The sequence below is a fragment of the Streptomyces sp. NPDC059010 genome (genome assembly GCF_042740355.1).
Classification (GTDB): domain Bacteria; phylum Actinomycetota; class Actinomycetes; order Streptomycetales; family Streptomycetaceae; genus Streptomyces.
The window spans coordinates 231,038-233,646 of sequence record NZ_JBHYJA010000007.1 but is presented as its reverse complement, the minus strand read 5'-3'; the positions used below and the strand labels follow the sequence as shown (position 1 = coordinate 233,646).

The window sequence follows — 2,609 nt, the reverse complement described above, 5'->3', positions numbered from 1 at the left end:
TAGGGGGGGGCAGGGGGGCGCTGTTACAAACCGGGGCGCCCCCCCGGCCCACCTACGACGCTCCGGCCCGTTGGGGCGGCAACCGTAACCGGCCCCTTGATCATTCTTGGGGGCCAGTTGGGGACCGGCGCCCTTGACCGGGGCCAGCGGGGAACCTTGCGGGCCCGCTTGCCCCGGGTGTGGTCTGGCGCCGTACGGTCCAGATCCACTGGCTGGTGTCGATGTCCCCGACGCGGCAGCCTGAGATCTCGCCGATCCGTGCGGCAATGGACGCGGCGAAGACGACCACATCTCCCCGGCCGCGGTACCGGTCGTGGGAGGCGGCCGCGCGAGCGTCGGCCAGCGCGACGAGGGTCTCCCAGTCGGGCAGGGCCGGCGCGCGTGGCTCTTGATGATGCCGTCACGGACCGCCTGCTCCATGACGCCGACCAGCGCAGCGATCGAGTTCTTCACCGTCGAGCGGCTGTGCTCGTCGGCGATCCTTCTCCGTCGAGGCGGCGATCCACGCGCGGAGACCGCGCATTCGGCAATGGCGCTAATTCGGCTTCAGCAGCGCTTCGCATCCCGGCATGCTCTGGGTGCCCAGACGCCAGGGCCGATCGCCCGGTCGAGCAGGCGTCGGGCATGACGGGGTGGGGGACCTTTCGAGGACTACTGAGGACTGTTGAAAGCAGCAAGGACATTTCCCCTGTACGCCGCTGGGGCGGTTATTGGGTCCCGGCTGCGGTCTGGCTGATTCGGCGATCGAGGCAAAAGGGCGCCGCCCTTTGACCGAACACCGGCCATCACGGCCGCGAAGCAATGCGCACGGCTGCGAGATTGGAATTCAACTTCCTATTGTCAGGAGCAGGTCATGAACAGAACGCGTCATCGCACCGCGGCACTTGCGGCCACGGCGTGCGGTTTCACTCTGTGCCTCACGGGCGCGGCCCTCGCGGCCGGCGCACCGACGCCGCACCTTTTCGCCACGACGTTGGTGAACAAGACCGGCACCACCATCACGGTCACCGCCGGAGTCGGACGGGGCAACACGATCAGTGTCTGGCAGTCGGGCGGCAGCATCAGAATCAGAGACACCGGAGACACGGTCGCACCGTCCGGCGACTGCACCGCCATCAGCACCACCGAAGTCGCCTGTAGGGCCGCCGACACCACCGAACTCGTGGTCAACGCCGGCGACCAGGACGACAACGTCTCCTCCTCTCTGCCGGCCCTCGGCGTCACGCTCATCGGCGGTGCCGGCAACGACAACCTCTACGGCGGATCCGCCAACGACACCCTCGAAGGCGACGAGGGATCCGACTTCCTCTCCGGCGGTGCAGGCAACGACACGCTGACCGGGGGAGCCGACGCGGACAGGATCTTCGGCGGCTCCGGCAACGACTCCATCGAGGGACGCGGCGGCTCGGACATCGTGGACGGCGGTGCCGGCAACGACGTGATCTACGGCGGCGGCGGCAACGAGCAGATCGTCGCCGGCACCGGCAACGACTACGCCGAGGGCGGCAACGGCCGGGACACGATCGACGCCGTGGACAACGTCAGCGGCAACGACTACGTCGAAGGCGGCCCGGACGTGGACGACTGCCGCGCCGACTTGGGCGACAACGTCAGCGGATGCCCCTGACCAGCGCGAGTGAACAGCACGCCAGTCCCGTACACGGCGAGACAACACGAAAGGCGGGCACCGATGAGAACACGAAGCATCTGCACCACGGTGGTGGCGATCGGCGCACTCACCTGCGCCCCGCTGACCGCGGCCTCCGCCGCGCCCGGTGCGGCCCCCGGCGGAAGCCTGGCCGGCACCACGGTCGTACAGGAGGTGGGCGAGACTCTGGTCGTCACGGCCGACCAGGGTGTGGCCAACGACATCACCATCCGGCGTCAGGGCAACGTCGTCGTGGTGACGGACACCGGGGACACCGTGGCCGCCGTCGCCCCGTGCCAGTCGACGGGGACGCACACGGCACAGTGTCCGCTGCCCGTCACGTCGATACGGGTCAACGCCGACGACGCCGATGACAGCATCACCATCTCCCCGAACCTGGAGGCCGCCGGAACAGTGTTCGGCGGTGCGGGTGACGACCGGCTCAACGGCGGCCCCCGGGCGGACCGGCTCGTCGGCGACGACCCGGCCGCCACCGGGCTGCGGGCGACGCCGGGCAACGACACCATCAACGGCGGCCCCGGCAACGACACGATCTCCGGGCTGGCCGGCAACGACACCATCAACGGCAACGCCGGCAACGACACCCTCAACGGCGACGACGGCAACGACACCCTCGGGGGCGACCAGGGCAACGACACCCTCACCGGGGGCAGCGGCAACGACACGCACAACGGCGCCGAGGGCAACGACACCCTCAACGCCGTGGACAACGTGATAGCCAACGACAGCCTCGACGGCGGCCTCGGCTTCGACACCTGCAACCGTGACACCGGCGACACGGCCATCAACTGCCCCTGATCAACCGCCCGTCATACAGCAGGACGGGCCGGAGGCGGGGGGGGGGGGGGGGGGCGGCGCGGGGCGGGCGCGGCCCCTGCGGCCCCCCCGCGCGGGTGCGGCCGCCCCCCCCCCCGCGGCCCGGGCGCGGGCGCCGCCGCGG

General features: G+C 70.4%; 2 protein-coding genes. Both read left to right on the top strand.

What is annotated here, in order from left to right:
• Positions 1-853: 853 nt before the first annotated feature.
• Entirely contained in the window at positions 854-1,627 is a 774-nt protein-coding gene (locus tag ACFWYS_RS09875; RefSeq protein ID WP_384765462.1) for a calcium-binding protein, read from the top strand.
• A 63-nt stretch (positions 1,628-1,690) separates the two neighbouring features.
• Positions 1,691-2,467, top strand: coding sequence for a calcium-binding protein (locus tag ACFWYS_RS09870; RefSeq protein ID WP_384765460.1), 777 nt, complete (start codon positions 1,691-1,693; stop codon positions 2,465-2,467).
• Positions 2,468-2,609 lie beyond the last annotated feature (142 nt).